The following is a 19,486-nucleotide window of genomic DNA, read 5'->3' as shown; positions in this document are numbered from 1 at the left end:
TACTTGAGAGGATTAGGCAATCATTTGCAAGGACTGTGTATTTAGGCAAAAGCGGATTCAGCCTACGATAAACCTGTCCGTGAAAAAGCAAAAAGCGTTTATTCTTCAAGCTGCTAACTAGTAGGTGAAGCTAAATCTTAACGGCAATTATCACCCTTTCATTTAGGAGAGATAGTCTCATGATAACTAACGAAAATACCCAAAAAGTTGTGCTGATTACAGGCGCGAGTAGCGGTATTGGTGAAGCTACTGCTAGATTACTTGCTCGTGAGGGTTTACGGGTTGTATTAGGGGCACGACGCACCGATCGCCTCGAAGCGATCGCCTCCGAAATCCGTGAGAAAGGTGGCGTAGCAGAATATCACGCTCTGGACGTGACTAGCCTTGAGGAGATGCAAGCCTTTGTCGAGTTTGCCAAAGACAAGTTTGGTCGCCTTGATGTAATGGTGAACAATGCAGGCATAATGCCGCTTTCTAAGTTAGACGTGTTAAAGATCGACGAGTGGAATAGCATGATTGACGTAAACATTCGTGGTGTCCTTCACGGCATCGCTGCTGCCCTGCCGACCTTTAAGCAGCAACACTCTGGGCAGTTCGTGAATCTATCCTCGATCGGCGGACACAACGTATATCCGACAGCCGCCGTGTACTGTGCAACCAAGTTTGCAGTCTGGGCCATCTCTGAAGGACTGCGGCAAGAATCGACGAATATCCGGGTTACGGTGATCTCACCTGGAGTGACCCAATCTGAACTTCCCAACACTATCACCGATGCTGAAGCAGCACAGTGGGTAGAAGAATTTCGCGGGGCGATCATCCCAGCAGAGGCGATCGCCCGTGCCATTGCCTTTGCGATCGAGCAGCCCGCAGATGTAGATGTGAATGAAATCATCGTTCGACCGACCGGGCAGAGCAGCTAAGCACTAACTGATGTTAGAGGGTTGAAATCAATACCTCTTGGCTAAGTTGTTCGACTACCAGCCCCCTCCAGCACCGCCTCCATCACTACCGCCACAGCTACCACCATCACCACCGCCATAGGTATCAGTTCCATTGCCGCCATAGATGGTGCTGATATCTTTCCCAGTGCTGCGATAGTAGTTAATGCACTCCCGAAAGTTATCTTCGCTGATACCCTCAAAAGTGCTTCTAGGCGAACCTCTTAGCCAACCGAAGACGGCAATGCTACCACTTACAGCAAATAGGAGAGAAAAAGCTAACCAGGCTGGAAACGAGGTATGACGAGAACCTTGCAAGACTTGAACCAGCGCTTGAACGCCAACTAAAATTCCACGGTCAAACCGCTCTAGCCTGAAAGATGACTGCATCTGTGCAATAATTCGCTGAACGCGGCTATTTGGCAACATTCCAATAGCTCTGATTCCAGTCCGAATTTCAATGCGGCGATCGCCCCTAGAAACCAGTAGCAAAACTCCAGGAACTTGAGCCGAGTGATCAATGTCCCAACGGTCAAATAAGCTGGCAGCAAATTGTTTTGAGGTAATATCTGCTGGAGTTTCTGTCACAGTTATAATCACCACCTCACTGCCCTTCTCAGTATTTAACTTTGAGACAAGCTGATTCAACTCTGCCTCTGTGTCAGGGCTAAGCATTTCAGCCATATCTGTTACCCTTCCATTAAGCTGCTGGAGATTGGGTACGGCATCCAAAGAAACGGCCAGAGCAGTTGGCGTAAATAACATGAGTGATAGCAGCAAAAAAGCAATCCCAAAAATTCGCTTGAGCATTCATCGTTCTGCCAGCAACCTCATAGCTTGATCCTACTGGTTCTAAACAGACTTTGTCCTCCGTATCGATAGAATGCTTTGAAATGCGGCAAAACGGGTATCTCTATGAAATTGGCTCCAGTCTTCTGCGACTTTCTTCTAAAGCTTGCTGATCTAACTCATTCCTTAAATCCGCCTTCAACAAAGCATCCATCGCCTCATAATATAAATCTTTATCATAAGAAATGAGAACGAGATCAACTCCTGCATTAATCGCTTTAACCGTTGCATTTCTCAATCCGTCTTTACTGCGATAAACGGCTCCCATACTGAAATCGTCCGTAATCAAAATGCCATCATAATTCCAGTCATTCCTCAAAATCCCTGTCACCACTGATTTAGAAAATGAAGTTGGGTGTTCAGGGTCTACCACAACTAGTTTTGCATGACTCAACATGGTAAAAGCTTGTGTATCAGACATTAGTGTCCGAAAAGGTATCCAATCTTCACGGGCTAACTCCTCAACCGGAGTCTGAAGCTCTGCATCTTCAAGGTGAGTATCTGTCTCCACTCTTCCCAGTCCAGGAAAATGCTTTAAGGTACATCTCACACCATATTCTTCTAGAGTTTGGCAGTACCAGGAAGCTACCTTTGTGATAATGTTTGCATCTGTAGAAATTGCTCTTTGATAAATTTGTGAGAATTTATCTTTGGGGTTAATAACGCCTTTGTTTAAATCCACAACTGGCGCAAAGTTCAAATTAACTCCAACTTCGGCTAACTCGCTACCGTGAGTTTTTGCATAATTCACAACTTCGTCTTTGCTTCGGTCAATGGCTGCGCTGTCAATCAGGCTTGAAAGTTGAGGTAGCAGCGTCAGCGGCGGAGACAATCGAGATACCATGCCTCCTTCCTGATCGGTAGCAATCCATAGAGGAAGCAATCCTTGACCTTGGCGAATTGTTTGTAAGGTCTGAATCTCCTGCTTGATTTCGTCCTTTGTTTTGTTTTGCACATTACGAGCAGTGATAAAAACTCCTCCGATCGCCCGCTTAGAAACTAACTCTCTAACTTCATCAAAGTTCCTATACCCCACCACAAAATGCTGACCTAAATTCTCTAATCGGATAATTTCTGTGTTGAGTACGCTCTGTTTAATCCAGTTGAATCTGGCTTCTGTACCGGTTGCAATGAAAAAGCCAGAACTGGCGATCGCCACCACCAAAAACTGAATAATGAGTTTTGTTTTTGTTCTTTCTCCTTTCCAGGTAATGAGTTCAGAAGCAATAATTCCTAAGCTCATGAAAAGAATTAACCCAAAAGTCCATCCTCTCCATCCCGCAGCAAAAGGAGTTCTGAAGATACAGGCAAAGAATAATGTGGCGATCGCCAGAAGCAGCTTTAAACTTTTAAGCAGAAAAAACATGAAGACAAATCAACCAAAGATTGCTCTATTTTAGATACAACCTCCTGGCTGCTCTTTCGCAATTCAACAGCGACCCATGGTAGGTATTTTTCCAAGCTCACCTCTTCACGAGATATAAGTTTCCTATTCCACACGTTGGATTGAAGTAATTTTGGGGTCGATGATTTTTTGGCTGATGCCAGGAAACTTGACAGCGAGGCAGATTTTGTTACCTGCACCGAAGATGTGAGTGACTTTGCCTTCTCCAAAGGCTTTGTGAATAATGCGATCGCCCACTGTCCAGTCATCCTCATGGGTGTTGGGCAAATCAGCGACTTTTTGCTTAATCTCGGCATTCGGCTGCGTCCAGCGCACAGGAATTGCCTTCGCACTATTTGAGAGCAGCATGTCACGAGGCAGCTCTGCCAAAAACAACGACGGACTGGCAGGTTCACGAGAGCCATACAGCCGTCGTTCACGGGCGTGAGTGAGAAACAGCCGTTCCTTCGCACGAGTAATGCCCACATAGCAGAGACGGCGTTCTTCCTCAATCGCGGCAGGGTCTTCCAGAGAGCGGAAGTTGGGAAACAACCCCTGCTCCATGCCTACCAGAAAGACAACTGGAAACTCCAGTCCCTTAGAGGAATGTAACGTCATCAGCGAAACTTTGGACTGCTGCTCTTCCTGCAAGTTATCCAGGTCAGAAGCAAGTGAGGCATTTGCCAGAAAGGACGATAAGTTCGCGTCCTCGGTATCTTCTTCAAATTGCAGAACCGCGTTGTAAAGTTCTAGAACGTTGCCCAGGCGCTCTTCTGCTTCGTCGGTGCCCTGAATCTTCAGGTCTTGCAAATAGCTAGAGTCATCTAAAATGCCCTGAACAATTTGGGAAGCAGGCAAAGAATCGGCTTTTTCCTGCCAGGATTGGATGACCTGAGCGAAGTTAAGGACGGATTTAGAAGACCGTCCTGCCAGAGTCTTTACAGAAGTCTCATCGCTAAGAATTTCCCACAGCGGTACGTTCAACTCTCTGGAAGCAGTCTCAAGTCGGTCAATCGTAGATTTACCAATGCCGCGACGAGGGGTGTTGATGATGCGCTTCAGACTCACAGTGTCGGCAGGGTTGGCGATCGCCCTCAAATACGCCAACACATCCTTAATTTCCTTACGATCGTAGAATCGCAGCCCACCCACAACCGTGTAGGGAATGCTGCGCTTTAGTAGCGAATCCTCAAACGAGCGAGATTGAGCATTAGTGCGATAGAGAATGGCAAAACTGCCCCAGTTCAATTCTGGATTCTGGGACTCCATCTGCTGCATTTGACCAATTACAAACTCTGCTTCGGCGACTTCATCGTCCGCTCGAAAGCAAAAAATCGTTTCGCCTGCTCCCCGTGTTGGACGCAACACCTTATCAATCCGCTCAGTGTTATTTTCAATCAGGTGGTTGGCAACTTGCAGAATGTTTTCAGTAGAGCGGTAGTTTTCCTCTAGCTTTACCATTGTGCGGGTGTCGTCATCGGGCAAGCCATCACCAAAATCTTGCTGAAAGTCTAGCAGAATAGTGAAGTCCGCCATCCGAAAAGAATAGATTGACTGATCCGCATCGCCCACCACAAAGATAGATCGGTAGTTCCAGTCATTAAATTTGCGCGAATCTGCACCGTTGGTCACCAGTAAGCTGATCAAGTTGTACTGGGTGCGGTTAGTATCCTGGTATTCGTCTACTAAAATGTGACGAAATCGCTTGTGCCAGTATGCCAAAACCTGCTCATTCTGGCGGAAAAGCTGCACCGGAATCAAAATCAGGTCGTCAAAATCGAGAGCGTTGTTTTCAACCAGCGCACTCTGATACATAGAATAGACGTTGGCGATCGTGCGTCCCCGAAAATTGGCTTGCTCCCGCTCCATATCAGCAGGCGACCAGCCCTGGTTTTTGGCATTGCTGATGGCATAGCGAACGGAACGCGGATCAAACTTCTTGTCATCCAGGTTGAGCTGGTTCACGACAATATCTTTGACCAGGCTTTGAGCATCCGATTCGTCAAAGATTGAAAAGTTTTTCTTCCAGCTTCGTCCCTGCGGGTCTTGATACTTATCGATGTCAAACCGCAAAATCCGGGAGCAGAGGGCGTGAAAGGTGCCGATCCACAGTTCTTTGGTAATGGTTTTGTAGACGTGCGATCGCAGCTTTACCTGATCTCGCTCAGGCAGAGCTTCTAGAGGCTTGCCATACTTTGCCTGCGCCTCCCGGTCGGCAAACAGTTTCTCAATCCGTTCCTTCATCTCCCGTGCCGCCTTATTCGTGAAGGTAACGGCCAAGATATTTTCCGGGTCAACTCGATGCGTCTGCACTAGATTGGCGATTCGGTAAGTCAGTGCCCGCGTTTTGCCAGAACCTGCCCCTGCTACAACCAGCAGCGGACCGCAAAAATGTTCAACTGCTTGACGCTGAGATGGATTGAGATGACTGAGATAATCGATGGTTTGGGTCATGGATGGCTAGAACGACAGTCAAGCGACTTAAAGAGAAGTTGCTTCTAGTCAAGAGTATCGTATTTATAAGCTTCATGGCGGAGGCAGGGCGATCGCCTATTCGCCAGTATCTCCACAGCAGACAAGTACCAGCGCCTCCACGGAAATACTGAACGCTTTTGATTGACCCACAAATTTGAGGAAATTTTGTGGGCTAGTAGATGCAGTCCAATTTGTTGAATCGAACAAACCAAAAAGTCTATTAGGGCAAAGTCGTCAACCCTTCAAATTGCTCACTTTAATTCACGTTAACCAACACAAATTTGCATTTTAGCAGTACCAAATCAGCACAGATACCGAGAGTGAAAAATTCCTCTGTAAATTTACTTCATGAACGAAACTGCCCGTAGTCAGTTCCCCATCAGTTTCATCTTCTGTAAAAAAACGGATTGTGCGAATTACCAAGAGGGGATGGGTACTCTAATCAAAGCCTCAGTTTAAAGGTGTATCAGAGACGATCCAAAGCTCTACAGCATGAATGTATATCCGTAGCAGTAGCAACTTTACGAAACACGATCCTAGTGAAAATCCTGAGAACTTCTTAAGCACATCAGAGTTTCTTCACCTAGTTAAGTGATCTTTCTGATGGAGAAGAACTCTCTTATAGAGCATTCTCACACTGCGAGAACTTTAACTGATTTTGAGAGCGGAAATCTTAAAATCAACACTTCCTTTTGCTTTTCAGTCAAATACTAATCCTGGTCGAGGGTGATTAAACATGGCAACTATCAATGGCAATTCCAGAAGCAATTCACTTCGGGGCACTAATAGTGCTGACTCTGTATTTGGGCTTGCCGGTAACGATGTACTGTTTGGTTTAGATGGCAACGACCTGCTAGATGGCGGTGACGGTAGTGACACCCTCGATGGTGGTACAGGTACAAACACCCTCAGAGGCGGTGCTGGTAACGATATCTACGTAGTAGATAGTGCCAGTGACAGAATTATTGAGGGAAGTAACCAGGGTATAGATACGGTTCAAGCATCTGCCAGTTGGGCGTTAGGCAGTAACTTGGAGAATCTCACCTTAACAGGCAGGGCAATCAGAGGAACAGGTAACGCCCTCAACAATAGAATCACTGGAAATACCTCCAACAATATTCTGAACGGTGGAGCAGGCAACGACATCGTGATAGGCGGTGCGGGTAATGATAGCCTCATCGGTAACAGTGGCAATGACATCCTTCAGGGAGATGCAGGTAATGATACCCTGAATGGCGGAATTGGCATTGATGCAATGAGAGGGGGCGTGGGTAACGACCTCTATTTTATTGACAATGTCAGAGACACCGCTATCGAAGGTGCTAATGCAGGAACGGATACCGTCAACGCGACTGTTTCCTTTACCTTGGGAAGCAATGTTGAAAACTTGACCCTTACAGGCAGCGCAGCCATCAGTGGAACAGGTAACAGTCTCAACAACACCATCATTGGCAATGGTGGCAGCAACATTCTCACGGGTGGGCTGGGTGACGATTCCCTCAGAGGTGCAGCAGGTAACGACATCTTACAAGGTGGTGATGGCAATGACTTCCTGGATGGCGGCATTGGTGACGACAGCATGGCGGGTGGAGCTGGTAATGATACTTACATCGTTGACAGCCTTAATGACACTATTAATGAAACTCCTGGTGGTGGCGTTGATAGAGTTATTTCCAGCATTGATTTTGTTTTGGGCGACGAGGTCGAGAATCTGATTCTAACGGGTACTACCAACCTCAACGGCATCGGTAATGCCTTGAATAACACTATCATTGGTAACAGTGGTGCCAACACATTAGAAGGGCGCGCAGGAAACGACTATCTCAATGGTGGTGAAGGAACTGACACCTTAGCAGGTGATGATGGGGATGATACCTATGTCATTGATAACGAAGGAGACATTGTCACCGAAAACACCGATGGCGGCGATGATACTGTAATCTCCGCACTCCGTGCCTACACTCTGGCTGACAATGTTGAGAATCTTGTCCTGGGTGGAACAGATGGGATTGAAGGCACAGGTAATGACCTGAACAACCGAATTACAGGAAACAGTGGTGACAACAGTTTAAGTGGTGGCGGTGGAGATGACACCCTCACTGGCGGCACTGGTGACGATACTTTAGATGGTGGTGACGGAACGGACACCCTAATCGGTGGTGCAGGGAATGACCTCTACATTGTTAACGACACGAGTGACACTATCGTTGAAGCAGCAGGCGGTGGAATTGATACGGTCGTTTCTATCGATACTTTTACTCTTAGCAACAACCTGGAAAATTTAGTCCTTAACAGCGAGGCTGATATCAATGGAACAGGCGATGCTGCTGCTAACAGCATAGTTGGCAACAGCGGCAATAACATCCTAACGGGTGGTGCTGGCAATGACACCTTAGAGGGTGGCGTTGGCAATGATACCTTAGAGGGCGGTGTTGGCAATGATATTATGCGAGGTGGGGCTGGCGATGATATTTACACCATCGATGGCATTGGCGACACAGTAGTCGAAAATGCTGAAGAAGGAACCGATTTGGTTAATTCCAGCGTCTCTTTCACGCTAGGTGCCAACTTAGAAAATCTGACGTTGACTGGCAACGCCAACATCAATGGAACAGGCAATGCTCTAGGGAACTCAATTACAGGCAACAACGGTAACAACACTCTGAACGGTGGTGCAGGTAATGATGTTCTCGATGGTGGTGTAGGCAGTGACACGATGTTGGGTGGTATAGGCAATGATGTCTATTTCTTTGATGCTGTGGGCGATCGCGCCATCGAAAACATAAATGAAGGAACAGACACCGTCTTTGCCACAAGCGCAGCTAATGGCACCACCTTTACCCTCAGTGGTAACCTAGAAAACCTGACTTTGGGCGGCACAGTCAATCTAAACGGTACAGGCAACGACCTTGCTAACACAATAACGGGTAATGACGGCAGCAATACAATCAGTGGTTTGGCAGGTAACGATGTCCTTAGTGGCGGTGCTGGTGATGACACGTTGCTAGGTGGATTAGGAAATGATCTCCTAGACGGAGGCGTAGGTAACGACACAATGACTGGAGGCGCGGGCAACGATACTTACATTGTTGACGCGTCTACCGATGTTGTGACTGAACTGGCTGGAGAAGGCACTGATACTATCCTGGCAGGAAGTACCTTTACTCTAGTTGCGAACATTGAAAACTTGACCCTAGAAGGAACAGGAAACTTCAACGGTACAGGTAATGACCTGAACAACACCATCATTGGGAACAGCGGCAACAATATTTTAGATGGTGGACTTGGAGCAGATGCATTAAGGGGTGGCTTGGGAAATGACACCTACGTTGTAGATAATGCAGGCGATGTTGTTTCTGAAAATGTTAATGAGGGAACGGATACCGTAAATGCTAGTGTTAATTTCACCCTGAGTGCTGGGTTAGAAAACCTGACCCTAGCTAGTACAGGGAACATCAATGGTACAGGTAATGAGAGTGTAAACACAATCATTGGCAACAGCGGCAACAATACCCTCGGCGGTGGTGGGCAAGATGATGTCCTAGTTGGTGGTGCGGGTAACGACATCCTGGACGGAGGCGTAGGCAACGACTCGATGGTAGGTGGCATCGGAGATGATACCTACTTTATCGATGCTGCTGGTGATGTTGTTACTGAAGCAACTAGCGAAGGGATTGATACAGTCAACTCTAGTATTGGTTTTGCCCTAGCTGCAAACTTTGAAAATCTGACCTTAACTGGCTCCGCTAACGTCAATGGAACAGGTAATGATGTAGCTAACACCATTACTGGCAACAACGGTAACAATACGTTGAATGGTTTGGGTGGCAATGACACATTCTTTGGCAACGGCGGCAACGATACTCTAGACGGTGGTGCAGGTAATGATGTGATGAGTGGCGGTGCAGGTGATGACACCTACATTGTTGACAGCATTAACGACCTTATCTCAGAAAACTCTAACGAAGGACTTGACACGGTCAGATCCAATGTCAACTATACGCTCGGTAATAACCTTGAAAATCTCACCTTGACAGGATCTGGGAACCTCAATGGTACGGGTAATGCTGGTGCCAATACCATTACTGGTACTGATGGCGACAATATCCTGGATGGTGGTGCTGGAACCGACCTACTAATTGGTGGCTTAGGAAACGATACTTACATTGTGGATAATGTGGGCGATCGCATTCAGGAAGTCTCTGGTGTTGGCATCGACGCAGTTGAATCCAGCGTCTCGTTCAATCTAGCAACCAATGGCGAATTCGTTGAAAACCTCTTCCTCACGGGTTCGGATAACATTGATGGTATTGGTAACGCCTTGAACAACACCATCATGGGCAACAGTGGCAATAACAGACTCGATGGAGGAACCGGAGCAGATAGCCTTAATGGTGGCGCAGGAAATGACACTTATATTGTTGATAATGCAGGCGATCGCGTCACTGAGCTTCTAGATGCTGGAATTGACTTCGTAGAATCTAGTGTCAGCTTTGCTTTAGGCAACAACCTTGAAAACCTGACCTTGACTGGGACAGGCAACATTAACGGCACCGGCAACGCCCTCAACAATATCATCATTGGCAATAGCGGCAATAACCGGATTGATGGTGGTGCTGGCGCAGATGAGATGACTGGTGGCTTAGGAAACGACACCTACGTCGTAGACAATCTGGGCGACACAATCATCGAAGCTTCCAATGCAGGCATTGACACTGTTGAATCAAGTGTCACCTTTGTTTTGGGAACCGACCTTGAGAACCTGAATCTAACAGGCACACTGGACATCAACGGTACAGGTAACGCAGGCAATAATACAATCAGAGGCAACAGCGGCAATAACCGAATTGATGGTGCTGCTGGCGCAGACATCATGAGTGGTGGCGCAGGCAATGACATCTTCATTGTTGACAACGCTGGCGATACTGTTACTGAATTGCTCAACGAAGGCGTTGACTTGGTTCAATCAAGTATTACTTTCACACTAGGTGACAGCGTTGAGAACTTGACGCTGACCGGAACAGAAAACATCAACGGTACAGGTAATTCTGGGGTTAACACGATCATCGGTAATTCTGGGAACAACAGATTAGATGGTGGTGCTGGCGCGGATGAGTTGGTGGGTGGCGATGGCAGCGATACCTACGTGATTGACAATGTAGGCGATCGCATCATTGAAATTGGTACAGGACTAGATACTGTCGAATCCAGCGTTACCCTGACACTAGGAGACAACCTGGAAAATCTGACTCTAACTGGAACCAGCAATATTGATGGCGCAGGGAACGAACTCGGCAACACTATCAGAGGCAATGCCGGCAACAACATCCTCAGAGGCGAGGCTGGCAACGATGTCTTAGAAGGAGGTATTGGCAGCGATGTTCTAGATGGTGGCACAGGTGCCGACCTGCTCAGCGGCGGCGATGGCAACGACCTCTACATCACTGACAACGAGGGTGATGTCATTAATGAAGTAGGGACAGGAATTGATACAGTTCGTTCTAGTATTACCTCCACCCTCGCTTCTAACCTTGAAAACCTGGAACTCATCGGTGTCGGAAACATTGATGGTATTGGCAACACGGGCGACAACACCATCATCGGCAACGGAGCCAACAATATCCTCTCTGGCTTGGCAGGCAACGATACTCTGGAAGGTGGAGCCGGAAACGATATTCTCAATGGTGGCGCAGGCATTGATGTTATGCGCGGCGGGCTGGGCGACGACATTTATGGCATCGATAACCTCAGCGACACTGTGTTTGAAGACGCAGACGCGGGCATTGACCGAGTTGAATCCAGTGTTAATTTCACGCTGGGGGCTAATTTCGAGAACCTGACCCTAACTGGAACAGCTACTAACGGTACAGGTAACGCGCTCAGAAACACAATCATCGGTAACGGCAGCAACAACCGATTGGATGGGGGTACTGGCGCTGACGTAATGAGTGGTGGAGCTGGCAGTGATACTTATGTGGTGGACGACATTGGCGATACCGCCATCGAAGCAGAAAACGCTGGAATTGATGCAGTTGAGTCTAGCGTCAACTTCACTCTGAGTGAAAACGTCGAAAACCTGACACTGACCGGAACCGGAAATATTAACGGTACAGGGAACGGACTGGCAAACACCATCGTTGGTAACAGCGGCAATAACCGAATTGACGGCGGGGCAGGGGTAGACAACCTGAGCGGTGGATTGGGCGCTGACATCTATGTGGTTGACAACGCAGGCGACATCATTATCGAACTATCTAACGCTGGCAATGACACTGTTGAGTCTGATATCACCTATACCCTTGGGGCAAATCTAGAAAACCTGACTTTGGTCGCAGGGGCAGGTGACATCAACGGCATAGGCAATGCTGAAAATAACACCATTCGAGGCAATGAAAGCAGCAACCGCTTAGACGGTAGCGCAGGCATTGATGAACTGATTGGTGGGGACGGCGATGATACCTATGTGGTCGATAATTTAGGCGATCGCGTCATCGAAACCGGCACCGGAATCGATACCGTTGAAGCCAGCGTTACATACATTCTGGGCAACAATCTAGAAAACCTGACTCTAACAGGGACTGCAAATATCGATGGCACAGGTAATGTTCTCAATAACACCATCAGTGGCAACAGCGGCAACAACCGAATTAACGGTGGTGTAGGTGCTGATGTAATGAGAGGGGGCAACGGTAACGACACCTATGTAGTTGACACTGTTGCCGATACTGTAGTTGAAGAACTCAATGCAGGCATCGACACCGTTGAATCTAGTGTCAGCTTTACCCTGAGCAACAACGTTGAGAACTTAGTTCTTCTAACAGGTGCAGGCAACATCAACGGTACAGGCAACGGTTCTGTCAACACAATCACTGGAAATGAAGGAGACAACAGGCTAGATGGTGGTGTGGGTGCCGATGAACTGATTGGCGGAGCAGGAAATGATACCTACGTGGTGGATAATGCGGGCGATCGCATCACTGAAACTACAGGCATCGACACTGTTGAAGCCAGCATCACCTATACCCTCGCCACTAATCTAGAAAACTTGACACTGACCGGTTCAACTAACATTGATGGGATTGGCAATGCCGAAGCAAACACAATCCTGGGTAACAGCGGCAATAACCGTCTAGAAGGACGAGTCGGTAATGATATTTTAGACGGCGGTGAAGGCGCTGATACGTTAGTTGGTGGAGTAGGCGACGATACTTACTTCGTTGATAACAGTGGCGATATCGTTACCGAAAACGCTGGGGAAGGCGTTGATGCTATTTTCTCTAGAGCATCTTACACTTTGGGTGCAGGCACCTCGGTAGAGAATCTATTTCTAACAGGTACTGAGAATATTGATGGTAGAGGCAATGAATTTACCAATACCATCACAGGTAATGCAGGCAACAACATCTTGGATGGTAGAGCTGGTGCCGACCTGTTAAGTGGTGGAGCAGGTAACGATACCTATTTTGCAGACAACACAGGCGACGTTGTTTCTGAAACGATTGGTGGTGCTCAAGGTGGAATAGATACGATTGTTTCAAGCATTTCCTTTGACTTGAGCAATGCCAGCGGTGCCAACATTGAAAATCTCACTTTGGCAATCGGTGCCGGAAACATCAACGGTACAGGCAACGCCGAAAACAACACGATCACAGGTAACGAAGGCAACAATATCCTGAATGGAGGAGCAGGCGTAGATCATTTGAGAGGTGGAGCAGGTGATGACACCTACATCATCGACGACCTGAGCGACACCGTTTTTGAGGAAGCTAACCAGGGAATCGATACCGTTCGTTCCAGTGTCTCCATTAGCTTGAGTGATAACGTTGAAAACCTCATCCTGACTGCTGGAGCTGGCAATATTGCTGGCAATGGCAACGCCTTGAATAACACCATTGTCGGCAATGAGGGCAATAACGTCTTGGGCGGCGGCGCAGGTGATGACTTCATTGACGGCGGAACTGGAGCAGACACAATGAGTGGTGGAGAAGGCAATGACACCTACATCGTGGACAATTTAGGAGATACCGTTACTGAAGCCGGGGATGGGCTGGATCTAGTTCGCTCTAGCGTTAACTTCGCTTTGGGGGGCAATATCGAAAACCTGACCTTGACTGCTGGAGCTGGCGACATTAACGGTACTGGTAATGAGCTTGCCAACACGATAACAGGGAATACAGGCAACAACAGGTTAGATGGTGGTGCTGGTGCAGATCGACTGACTGGTGGAGCAGGAAATGACCTCTACATTGTGGACAACGGTGGTGATGTCATCGTTGAACTAGAGGCTCAGGGAACTGACCAAGTAAACTCTAGCGTTACGTATACGCTGGGCAACTTCGTCGAAAACTTGACTTTAACTGGGTCAGCTTCTATCAACGGTACAGGTAACGCTTTAGCTAACACCATTATCGGCAATAGCGGTGACAACATTTTGGATGGTCGAGCAGGCGCTGATGAAATGAGTGGTGGTTTGGGCAACGATACTTACTTCATTGATGATGCAGGCGATCGCGTCGTCGAACTCCCTGGCGGCGGCATCGACACCGTTGTAGCAGGATTCACCTTTGTGCTGGGTGATGATGTTGAGAACCTGACCCTGACTGGAGAAGACAACATTGACGGTACAGGTAATGCCCTCAGAAACACTATCATTGGCAATGCTGGTAACAACAGACTAGATGGTGGTGCCGGTAACGATGTTCTAATGGGTGGTGCAGGCAATGACACTTACTATGTTGATAGTCTGCTCGACCAAGTTGATGAAATGGGTGGTTCTGGAGCTGATTTAGTCATCTCTAAAGTTACCTTTACTTTAGGAGCAGGCGTTGAAAACCTGACCCTAGCGTCGGGCGCAGGCAACATCAACGGCACAGGCAATGGACTTACTAACCGCATTATTGGTAATCAAGGTGACAACATTTTGACTGGAGGCGATGGCGCTGACATCTTGGAAGGCGGTGGCGGCAATGATACCTACATCGTTGATGACCTTGACACTATCTTTGAGGCAACCGATGGAGGATTAGATACCGTTCAATCTACTTTTAATTTCACTTTGAGTGATAACCTGGAAAACCTATCTCTAACTGGTGATGCCCTCATCGGTACGGGCAATAATTCCAGCAACACCATTACTGGAAATGGAGGTAACAACACACTCTCTGGTTTGGGTGGAAATGACGATATCTCTGGCAGTGAAGGAAATGACCTCCTATTTGGAGGAGCTGGGAATGACATTTTGAACGGCGACAACGGGGATGACATCCTCAATGGGGGCGCAGGAAATGATGTTCTCAAAGGTGGGACTGGAATTGACCGTTTTGTCTATGACACCGGCAGTGTGTTTGCAACTGGCGATGTGGGATCAGACCGAATTGAAGGATTCCAATCCAACACCGACAAAATTGTGTTGGATAAAACTACCTTTAGCCTGCAAAGCGGGCCAGGTTTAGCTTTTAGCCAAGAGAGCGATTTTGCAATTGTTGAAACTGACGCAGGAGCAGGCAGTGCCAACATTGTCTACAGCTTGGGTACTGGAAACTTGTTCTACACAGGTGTTCAGTTTGCACAGTTAACTACAAACACTGGCTCAATTCCATCCATTACGGCGAATGATTTTGAGATTCGAGCATGATGGAATAGAGTCACCTTAGGATGAAAAAGCAGAGAGGGAAGGGCGATCGCCCTTCCCTCTCTGCTTTTGATGGTTCTTGTCAATTTTCTAATTACTGACTTCTAAGTTTTCTAAGATCATGTTTGCTCTTGGATCAAAGCCATCACCGTATTCAACCGGAGCGTGAGTTATTACGTAGAAAGCTTCACCGTTCTGTTCGCCAATGTAAACAACGCCTGTGTAGATTTCGGCTTCAGTATCTTGCTCATAAATGATTTCCTCTACTGCCCAGGGATAGGCAGAAGAACTGTTTTGACTAACTTCATCCCAATTGTTGGCTGCTAACAAGCCTTTACCGCCCAAAACTAGTTCCTTCACGTCCTCAGAGCTAGAAGCCCCTTCTGGAAAAACGATCTGGACGTAGGCTTTTTGGTCTGGCGTACCCGTTGGGCTGAAGTAGAAGCGATCGCCCTCTTCTTTGCTTCCTCCTGCTACCTCTGGCATGAAGTCCTCAGCGGGAAAGTAAGTGATAAAAGGTGAAGACTCTGAGACAAAGCGTTCTAGCTCGATTTCAGTTGTTTCCCCTTCTACACTAAGTTGAGCCGTTTTAGTCTCAGGGGCAGATGACTCGCTATAGCTTTGAGCTTCAGGGGATGATTCATCTGAAGAAGCTTCACTTTCAAGTTGGATATCCTGGCTTGCAGAGGGCGTTTGGGTTGATGGAGGAGCGCAGGCAACTACAGCAGCCAAAAGAACTCCAGTCAATATATGTCCTAAATTTTGTAGTTTCATGAGTTTGTCCCGTTTGAATGGCTGCTGATCCTGTCTCTACAATGACATAAGGCAAAATGAGCTACATCCTGCCTCGGTCAGAAACTGTTTGCCAGCCAATTAGAGTTAATTCGATTGGGTTTAGACCACTACAAAGTTCACCAGTTTCCCAGGCACTACAATCACTTTTTTAACTTCCTTATCAGTGATGTAGCGCTGGGCGATCTCTGACTCACGAGCGTACTGTTCCAGGGCAGGCTTGTCTGCTTGGGCAGGCACCTGAATCGTACCTCGCGTTTTGCCGTTAATTTGAATCACTAACGGAATTTCGTCCACAACCAGTGCCGCTGGATCAGGCGTAAGCCAGCTTTGCTGATGCACTGAGCCAGAATGTCCCAACACTTTCCATGCTTCATCTGCGATGTGAGGCGCAAAGGGAGCCAGGAGCAGAACTAAAGCGTTGATTCCTTCTGCGTAAATAGGTGAGTCTTTGCAAGTGGAATCTGCTAAAGCATTGCTCAGCTTCATCAATTCCGAAACCGCAGTGTTGAATTGATATTCGCCTTCCAGATCTTCACTGACCTCTTTGATGGCGTAATGGATGGCAAATCGCAGTTCCTTTTCAGGCTTGGTTAACTCGGCTGCTGGAGTTGGAGACGCGGCAGGCGATCGCCCCTTTTCAGCAAACTCTGCCACCAAGCGCCAAACTCGGTTTAAGAAGCGAAACTGACCTTCGACATCCGCATCATCCCACTCCAGATCCTTTTCGGGTGGAGCCTTAAATAGAATGAACATCCGAGCAGTATCCGCGCCGTATTTTGCCAAAACCTGTTCTGGATCGATGCCGTTGTACTTTGACTTTGACATCTTCTCGTAGGAGACTTCCAGCGGCTCACCTGTTTCAGGATCTTTAGGGTCGGCAGGGTTAATCTGACTCGGAGGAATGTATTTACCTGTAGTCCGATTTTTGTAAGCAGCCGCCTGGACCATACCCTGAGTCAATAGACGTTGGAAGGGTTCGTCGAAATTGAGCAGGTTGCGATCGCGCAACACTTTTGTAAAGAACCGCGAATATAGCAAATGTAAAATCGCGTGTTCAATGCCGCCCACGTACTGGTCAACGGGCATCCAGCCATTCACCTTTGCCGGATCAAACGCCTGCTGTCCATTCTTGGCATCTGGGTAGCGCAAGAAATACCACGAGGAATCGATGAACGTGTCCATCGTATCTGTTTCGCGCTTTGCCGGGGTGCCGCAACTGGGGCAGGGCACGTTAATCCAGGATTCTAACTGTGCTAGGGGGGAAGGTCCACGTCCCGAAAACTCTACGTCTTCTGGCAACTGCACAGGCAAATCTGCTGCTGGAACCGGAACAGCTCCACAGTTGGGACAATGAATGATCGGAATGGGTGCGCCCCAATAGCGCTGACGAGAAATCAGCCAGTCGCGCAGGCGATAGGTTGCGGTGCCTTTGCCTTTGCCGTTTTTCTCCAGCCATTGAACAGCCGCTTCAACACTTTGCCCTGGGGCTTTCCCAGCCGCAACCCCATTCAAGTCTTCAGAGTGAACGATTACCCCTTCACCGACAAAGGCTGCGGTCATGCTATCCGCATCAAGAGTCTGGTCGTTTGGCTGAACAACGACTTTAATTGGCAAATTAAACTTTCTGGCAAACTCAAAGTCACGCTGGTCATGGGCGGGAACTGCCATAATTGCGCCCGTACCGTAGCCCATCAGCACGTAGTCTGCAATCCAGATGGGCAACTTCTCGCCATTGACTGGATTGACTGCATAACTACCTGTCCAAACGCCTGTTTTCTCGCGATCCTCAGCCGTGCGGTCAATTTCGCTTTGAGCGGCAGCGGCAGCTTGATAGGCTTGAATAGTTTCCGCTTGCTCTGAAGTGGTCAACTTTTCTACTAAAGGATGCTCTGGTGAGAGCACCATGAAGGTTGCACCCCAGAGCGTGTCAGGGCGAGTGGTGAAGATGGGCAAAGCCTCTCCAGTTTCCGTTTTGAAAACGACTTCAGCACCAGTAGATTTGCCGATCCAGTTTTCCTGCATCAGCTTGACCCGCTCGGGCCAACCAGAAAGCTGATCCAAATCCTTGAGCAACTGCTCAGCGTAAGCGGTGATTTTGAGGAACCACTGACGCAAAAGGCGACGCTCGACCATAGCGCCCGATCGCCAAGAACGCCCTTCACTATCCACCTGTTCGTTTGCCAAAACGGTTTGGTCAATCGGGTCCCAGTTAACCGTTGCTTCTTTTTGGTAGGCTAGCCCTGCCTGGAAGAACTCTAAGAAAATCCACTGCGTCCAGTGATAGTAGTCGGGCGAGCAGGTTGCTAGCTCACGTTCCCAGTCAAAGGAGATGCCCAACCGCTGAAGCTGCGCTCGCATCTGAGCAATATTTTGATACGTCCACTTTGCCGGATGAATGCCCCGATCAATGGCAGCATTCTCTGCGGGTAGCCCAAACGCATCCCAGCCCATTGGGTTGAGAACGCGATGCCCCTGCATTCGCTTGAGCCGAGCAATCACGTCGGTAATCGTGTAGACGCGGACGTGTCCCATGTGCAGGTTGCCCGACGGGTAAGGGAACATCGACAGCGCGTAAAACTTGGGCTTGTCGCTGTCGTCTAGTGCCTGATACAGCGCTTGCTCTGCCCAAACTTGCTGCCATTTTTCCTCAATCGCCGCTGGGTTATAACGGGATTCCACGCACAGGTCTCCTGATTCAAACGTTAAGTATTTACACCATTCTAAATGGTGACTTCCCGGAAATAGCCTAGCTACTCAAATTCGTGGGGCTAACCGGGGCTAGCAGTCATCGTAATTGGTAATGGGCGATCGGTCATGGATGACGACGACGTTATAGAATCTTGAGCCAGTTAACTTAGATCTCTGTCTACTTCCTATGCTCCAGGCTCAACAGGGCTGTGACTCACCTCTAGTTAGAGTATTCGTCTACGGAACGTTGAAACCGGATGAAGCATCCTATCAAAGATATTGTGCGGGGAAAGTAGTGGCGGTGTGTGAAGCGATCGCCTCCGGTCAACTGTTTGCGCTACCAATGGGCTATCCGGCAATGACGCTAGGAAAGGGTTGGGTTTACGGATTTTTGCTGACCTTTGCTGACTCAACTGTCCTAAAGGATCTGGATGAATGGGAGAACTATGCCCCCGATCGCCCTGCTGAGGAAAACGAATATCAGCGGGAGGAGATTGAAGTCTGGGGGAGCGATCGCCAACCAGTAGGTAAAGCCTGGGTCTATCGAATGTCCCTTGAGCAGGCAAAGCACTGGGGTGGTGTTTTGCTCCCTGAAGGGCACTGGAGCAGTTTCTAGTTAGGGTCATGGCAATGCCATGACCCTACGAAATTCATACATCAGATCAGCAATGCCCTTTTTCCATCCGTTGCGATCGCTTTATTTTTATCGAGTTATTTTCGTCGAGG

At 48.2% G+C, this 19,486-nt stretch carries 8 protein-coding genes; 3 read left to right on the top strand and 5 right to left on the bottom strand.

Annotation, left to right across the window (positions count from 1 at the left end):
- The first annotated feature begins 179 nt into the window (after window positions 1-179).
- Window positions 180-920 carry an SDR family oxidoreductase gene (locus tag H6F93_RS31525; protein WP_190689788.1) on the top strand — a complete coding sequence of 247 codons (741 nt, stop codon included), beginning with the start codon at window positions 180-182 and terminating at the stop codon, window positions 918-920.
- 54 nt (window positions 921-974) lie between these two features.
- On the opposite strand, the gene H6F93_RS31520 is transcribed toward H6F93_RS31525, so the two are convergent.
- The 3 genes from H6F93_RS31520 to pcrA all read right to left on the bottom strand — a co-directional run bounded on the left by H6F93_RS31520 (window position 975) and on the right by pcrA (window position 5,625).
- Window positions 975-1,748, bottom strand: a complete 774-nt coding sequence (locus H6F93_RS31520; RefSeq protein ID WP_190689786.1) for a TPM domain-containing protein — start codon at window positions 1,746-1,748, stop codon at window positions 975-977.
- Window positions 1,749-1,851: 103 nt separating this feature from the next.
- On the bottom strand, window positions 1,852-3,153 hold the full coding sequence (locus tag H6F93_RS31515) for a glycoside hydrolase family 3 N-terminal domain-containing protein (protein ID WP_190689784.1): 1,302 nt from the start codon (window positions 3,151-3,153) through the stop codon (window positions 1,852-1,854).
- 123 nt (window positions 3,154-3,276) lie between these two features.
- Window positions 3,277-5,625 carry a DNA helicase PcrA gene (gene pcrA / locus H6F93_RS31510; RefSeq protein ID WP_190689781.1) on the bottom strand — a complete coding sequence of 783 codons (2,349 nt, stop codon included), beginning with the start codon at window positions 5,623-5,625 and terminating at the stop codon, window positions 3,277-3,279.
- 757 nt (window positions 5,626-6,382) lie between these two features.
- On the opposite strand from pcrA, the gene H6F93_RS31505 reads away from it, so the two are divergent.
- Entirely contained in the window at window positions 6,383-15,280 is an 8,898-nt protein-coding gene (locus tag H6F93_RS31505; protein WP_190689778.1) for a beta strand repeat-containing protein, read from the top strand.
- An 87-nt stretch (window positions 15,281-15,367) separates the two neighbouring features.
- Here the strand turns inward: H6F93_RS31505 and H6F93_RS31500 are convergent, their stop codons facing one another.
- Complete coding sequence (locus tag H6F93_RS31500; RefSeq protein ID WP_190689773.1) at window positions 15,368-16,051, bottom strand: hypothetical protein; 684 nt, start codon at window positions 16,049-16,051, stop codon at window positions 15,368-15,370.
- Between the two features lie 120 nt (window positions 16,052-16,171).
- Window positions 16,172-18,751 carry a leucine--tRNA ligase gene (leuS, locus tag H6F93_RS31495; RefSeq protein ID WP_190642350.1) on the bottom strand — a complete coding sequence of 860 codons (2,580 nt, stop codon included), beginning with the start codon at window positions 18,749-18,751 and terminating at the stop codon, window positions 16,172-16,174.
- Between the two features lie 196 nt (window positions 18,752-18,947).
- On the opposite strand from leuS, the gene H6F93_RS31490 reads away from it, so the two are divergent.
- Entirely contained in the window at window positions 18,948-19,376 is a 429-nt protein-coding gene (locus H6F93_RS31490; RefSeq protein WP_190642351.1) for a gamma-glutamylcyclotransferase family protein, read from the top strand.
- Window positions 19,377-19,486 lie beyond the last annotated feature (110 nt).

Source organism: Leptolyngbya sp. FACHB-671 (assembly GCF_014695745.1).
Taxonomy (GTDB): Bacteria; Cyanobacteriota; Cyanobacteriia; order Elainellales; family Elainellaceae; genus JAAUTN01.
This window is presented reverse-complemented; position numbering and strand designations above follow the sequence as displayed.